This window comes from Occallatibacter sp. (assembly GCF_049802275.1).
Lineage (GTDB): Bacteria > Acidobacteriota > Terriglobia > Terriglobales > Acidobacteriaceae > Telmatobacter.
Genome location: NZ_JBARMD010000027.1, coordinates 1 through 4,727 on the forward strand (window position 1 = coordinate 1; position 4,727 = coordinate 4,727).

A 4,727-nucleotide genomic window follows, 5' to 3' on the forward strand; every position below is an offset into this window, starting at 1 on the left:
GACCATGGCACGCTCTGCGTGAGCTGCCATACGCAGGCGAGCTATGCGCTTGCGCGGCCCGCGTTGCGCGGTCAGGTTCGTGAGCATGCACCGTCCGCGCCGGAGCAGGTGATGCTGGCCAGCGTTGAAAAGCGTGTTCGTGACTGGAAGGACGTGCAGCCCTTCTACAGCGATGCTGTTTACGGCGCCGGAAAAGAAGTGGAGTCGCGCAACGCCGAGTCCGTGCTGAACGCCATCATCCTTGACAGCTATGACGTGCCGCAGGGAAAACTCAGCGAACGCACGCGGATGGCTTTTGACAATGCGTGGGCGCTGCAATCCAAATCCGGTCCGGAAGCGGGCGCGTGGGTGTGGCAGAACTTCGATTACACGCCGTGGGAGTCAAAGGAATCGCAGTACCATTGGGCGGCGATGATGGCGCTTGCGGTGGCTGGCGCGCCCGACAATTACGCTGGCGAGCCCAAGGTTGCGGCGAACCTCATTGCTTTGCGTGGCTACCTGCAGAGCCATTATGACGCGCAACCGCTGGTAAATAAATTGGTCGCAATGTGGGCTGCGAAATTCTTCCCCGGTGTGATGACCCACGAGCAGAAGGATGCCCTCGTCGACGAAGTGATTCGACTGCAGCATGAAGACGGTGGTTGGAGTCTCGCCGAACTGGGCACGTGGAAACGCCGCGACAATACTCCGCTAGAAACCAGATCTGACGGCTATGCCACCGGACTCGTCGTGCTTGTTCTCGAGGAAAGCCCAGTCAACGCAAACAAGAAAGCCCATGTGGAACGCGGCCTGGCGTGGCTCGAAGCGAACCAGGACAAGAACACGGGCGCATGGCCGGCCTGGTCGCTTAACAAGAATCGCGATCCCAATTCAGATGTGGGCAAGTTCATGAGCGATGCAGCCACGAGCTACGCGGTGCTGGCGCTCGAAGACCGGCGATAGCGGCAGGGGCCAATGCCCCGATCATTTTTCGCCGTTGCGGCATGACTGAACAGTTCTGTAAAAAACTTCAGCCCTTGAATGACGCATCGCACAGGGGCTAAAGCCCGCACGTGTTTGAGGGCTTTACGGCACGACTGAAGTCGTGCCCTGATACAAAACTCCCGTCAGAGTTGGTTTTTCACCAAGCTGTAGAGTCTTGCCCTGATACAAAACAGACGGCAGTGATTTTTTGCCGAGCTGTGAGGTCAAGACACGTTACAAAACCCGCGCGTCGGCGGCAAGCGAAGACGCATCTAATTTCGGACTTCGCACATGATGCCGATGGTGTTGCCTTCGGTGTCCTTGATAAATGCCATCCACAGATCGTGATCGGGCATTTTCGCGATGAGGTGCGGTTCCTGGAAGAACTCAACTCCACGCGATTTGAGAGCGGCATGTGTGGCCTGAATGTCGTGAACCTGGTAATACAGGATGGTGCCGCCACGTGGTTCCGGCTTCTCGGGCGTGGTGAGCATGAGGCGGACGTCGCCGCACTGGAGGAAGGCCAGGTGTCCGGCGTCGAAGAGGAACTTCATGCCGAGGGTGTTCTGGTAGAAGTCTTTGGCGCGGGTGAGGTCGTCGACAGTGATGGCGATCTGTCCGATTCTCTCGAGGCTGACCACGGCGGGAGCGACATCGGGATGACTCATGGGGTTCTCTCCGAGTTCGTTAGCTCAGCTAACGATATATCATGGGTCGAAGGGCATATGTCAATAGAAAAACGAACGGATGCTGCCGTGCTGGCGGACCAACTTCATTCGGCGGCCATTCATCTACTGCGCAAGCTGCGGCGCGAGGACGCGGCAAGCGGGCTGAATGCGCCGCGGTTGTCGGCGTTGTCGGTGATTGTGTTTGCGGGACCGGTGACGCTGGGAGATCTTGCGGCTGCTGAACAGGTGCGCCCGCCGACGATGACGCGCATTGTGGATGCGCTTGCCGACCAAGGTCTCGTCGTGAAGAAGAAGAATGCGGACGATGGACGCAGCACCTTGATTCATGCGACGGCGGCGGGAAAGAAACTGCTTATGCGGGGACGCGAACGGCGGGTGCGCGCGCTGGCCGTGCGAATTGCGACGCTGGATGCGAAGGAACGTGCTGCGCTTGGGGAAGCTGCGGAGATTCTGCGAAAGGTGATCGCCGCGATTTGAGCCTCGACTGAGATTTGAGGTTGGATTCGGGCAGGCCACGGCGCACGGAATCACCATCCGGAAGTGGGGTTGTAGATCAATGCCGTTGGATGGGGACGCTTTGGTTGCGTCTCCCATTTTTGGAGCGCGCTTTTGGTGGTGCCGAGTGTCCGCGATGTGGCGCTGGAGGATCCGACAAACGACTGCAGTCGTTAATGACGAGTTGCGCCACCCAGCGACCGTGAAAATAGAGGAGCCGATCATTGTGCTTTCCCACCCAAGCTGCGCTTGGATGGGGCACCCACGTTTCGTGCCGATTTTGAATTATCAGGGCAGATCCTTCCACTTCGGCGGGATGACATTGTGGGAGGCGTGCTGCTGTGAATTGGAATCTCGGCCTCCCACCCAAGCGGAGCTTGGATGGGGCACCTAATGTTCCCGTGATGGCTAGCGCAGGTCGGGCAGGTCGGCGGGGATTTCGATGGACACCAGTGTTCCACGGCCCGGGTTGCTGATGATCTTGAAGGTGGCCTGCGCGCCGTAGAGAACTTCGAGGCGCTCCCGCACATTCTTCATGCCGATGCCGGCGCCGTTGCTGGTCAATCCTGTGCGTGGGCGGTCGCCCATGCCTACGCCGTCGTCGGCTACTTCGATGAGGACGCGGTCGCCGGTGAGCTTGCTGCGCAGGGTGACGGTTCCACCGTGGATGCGTGGTTCAAGACCGTGCTTGATGCTGTTTTCGATGAGAGGCTGTAGCAGGATGCTGGGGACGAGGATGTCGAGGGTTTGCGGGTCGATCTCTTTTTCGACATGCAGCTTGTCGGCGCCGAAGCGGACCACTTCGATATCGAGATAGTCGTCGGTGAAGCTGAGTTCATCTCGGAGAGGCACATAGGTGTCGTGATCTTTGAGAAGCGCCCTCAGGATGTTCGCGAGCTTTACTGTCATTTCGCGGGCGAGTTCGGGCTTTACGCGGACAAGGGACGCAATCGAGTTGAGGGTGTTGAAAAGGAAATGGGGATTGATCTGACGCTGCAGAGCGTCAAGCCGGGCTTCCAGCAGGAGATGCTTTTGCTCTTCGAGTTTCATTTCGATGCGGAGGGCATTCCACACCTTGAGAGCAATACCGACGACGATGGGTGCGCTGATCCAAACCAGCAACTGCACCCACGGCTGGGTCGCGACCAGGGCAAACAGTTTGTGAGGAAACATGCGCGCAATCCAATCGCGGCATGCCTCGGCGGCGACGATGAGAAACAGCATGAGGAACTGGCGGTCGATGCGTGGCCGGCGCAGGATGCGGCGCACCCAGCGATAGAGACTCAGATCGACGAACGGGGTGAACGACCAGATTTCTTCCTTCTCCACGAAACTGCCCAGCACTCCAGCGAGCAGGCCAACGGCGGCATTGAACGGGAGCGAAAGATACTCTCCGTGGTGGATCGCGGGAGCGGCAAGTACAACGCCGCCGAGCATTGCCCAGCGCGGACCGACGAGCAGGCCGAGAAGGATGATGGTTTCGAAAGAAATATCGGCAGCGAGAAAGTTGGGGACCGCTGTGCGGATCCAGACGCCGAGAGTGAGGGGAACGAGGAAGAACGCCAGCAGGGCCAAGGTTTGCCGGGGGCGGCGATGCTCGGCGAAGAACAGGCGACGGAAGGTGCTGCCGCGCGCCAGCACGCTGGCAACGGAAGCCACCACCCCCAACTTCACCAGCAGGGTGATCAGGATGAGCCTGTCAGTCACCTCACCACTGTATCGCGCGGTGGAGGCACGGCCCAAACGCAAACGGGCGACGGTTCAGCACTTTGCGCGCGTTTGGCAGGGGCGGATGGTGCGCCCGGTGACGCCGGTCGCTGGATAGTTAGAGTTCGCAAAGTAGAATGGAACTATGGCATTTGAAAGCGTGAAGAAAGTCGCCGAGGCCGATTTTCCCACCCGGTGGGGAGCTTTCCGCATCCTCGGGTTTGAGGGGACACTGCCGGCCAAGACTGAATCGCATGACCGGTCTGGGTCGCCTGCGCAGCCCGGCAAGGTTGAGGGGTTGGTGGCGCTGGTGATGGGCGACATTCACTCATCGCCGCCGCTGGTGCGGATCCACTCGCAGTGCCTGACGGGCGATGTTTTTGGTTCGCTACGCTGCGATTGCCGGCTGCAACTCGAAATGGCGCTCTCGAAGATTGCCGAGGAGGGCGCCGGCGTTTTGCTTTATGAGCAGCAGGAGGGCCGGGGGATCGGGCTGATGGCAAAACTGAAGGCCTATGAGCTGCAGGACGCCGGACTCGACACCGTTGAAGCCAACGTCGAACTGGGGTTCGAGGCCGACTATCGGGAATATGAACTGCCGGCGCGCGTGCTGAAGATGCTGGGTGTGACGGCGGTGAAGTTGATGACCAACAATCCCGATAAGGTTGAGGCGCTTGAGTCCGCGGGAATTACGGTTGCGGAGCGCGTCTCAGCAGAGGTGGAGTCGCAGGAGACGTTTGCGGCGTACGTGCGGACCAAGCAGGAAAAGATGGGGCATATCGTCGAAACGATGGTTAGCGACGAATAGACTCCGACCCTGACAAGTAAAAAACAGATCCTTCGCGCCGCTTACCCCTTCGCGCAGCGCGAAGG

At 59.4% G+C, this 4,727-nt stretch carries 5 protein-coding genes; 3 read left to right on the forward strand and 2 right to left on the reverse strand.

From position 1 onward, the window contains the following. On the forward strand, positions 1-942 hold a 942-nt coding region (locus WA354_RS00790; RefSeq protein WP_472811102.1), incomplete at its 5' end, for a hypothetical protein. A 293-nt stretch (positions 943-1,235) separates the two neighbouring features. Here WA354_RS00790 and WA354_RS00795 read toward each other — a convergent pair. Beyond that, positions 1,236-1,631 carry a VOC family protein gene (locus tag WA354_RS00795; protein WP_472811103.1) on the reverse strand — a complete coding sequence of 132 codons (396 nt, stop codon included), beginning with the start codon at positions 1,629-1,631 and terminating at the stop codon, positions 1,236-1,238. Positions 1,632-1,688: 57 nt separating this feature from the next. Between WA354_RS00795 and WA354_RS00800 the strand changes: the two genes are divergently transcribed. Next, on the forward strand, positions 1,689-2,129 hold the full coding sequence (locus WA354_RS00800) for a MarR family winged helix-turn-helix transcriptional regulator (protein WP_472811104.1): 441 nt from the start codon (positions 1,689-1,691) through the stop codon (positions 2,127-2,129). Between the two features lie 426 nt (positions 2,130-2,555). Here the strand turns inward: WA354_RS00800 and WA354_RS00805 are convergent, their stop codons facing one another. Further along, complete coding sequence (locus tag WA354_RS00805; protein ID WP_472811105.1) at positions 2,556-3,854, reverse strand: sensor histidine kinase; 1,299 nt, start codon at positions 3,852-3,854, stop codon at positions 2,556-2,558. Positions 3,855-3,999: 145 nt separating this feature from the next. Here WA354_RS00805 and ribA point away from each other — a divergent pair, with 145 nt between their 5' ends. Next, on the forward strand, positions 4,000-4,662 hold the full coding sequence (gene ribA, locus WA354_RS00810) for a GTP cyclohydrolase II (protein ID WP_472811106.1): 663 nt from the start codon (positions 4,000-4,002) through the stop codon (positions 4,660-4,662). The last annotated feature ends 65 nt before the right edge of the window (positions 4,663-4,727 follow it).

Coding starts and splice junctions, on each gene's coding strand:
- WA354_RS00795 (WP_472811103.1), bottom strand. CDS start 1,631: ATGAGTCATCCCGATGTCGCTCCCGCCGTGGTCAGCCTCGAGAGAATC.
- WA354_RS00800 (WP_472811104.1), top strand. CDS start 1,689: ATGTCAATAGAAAAACGAACGGATGCTGCCGTGCTGGCGGACCAACTT.
- ribA (WP_472811106.1), top strand. CDS start 4,000: ATGGCATTTGAAAGCGTGAAGAAAGTCGCCGAGGCCGATTTTCCCACC.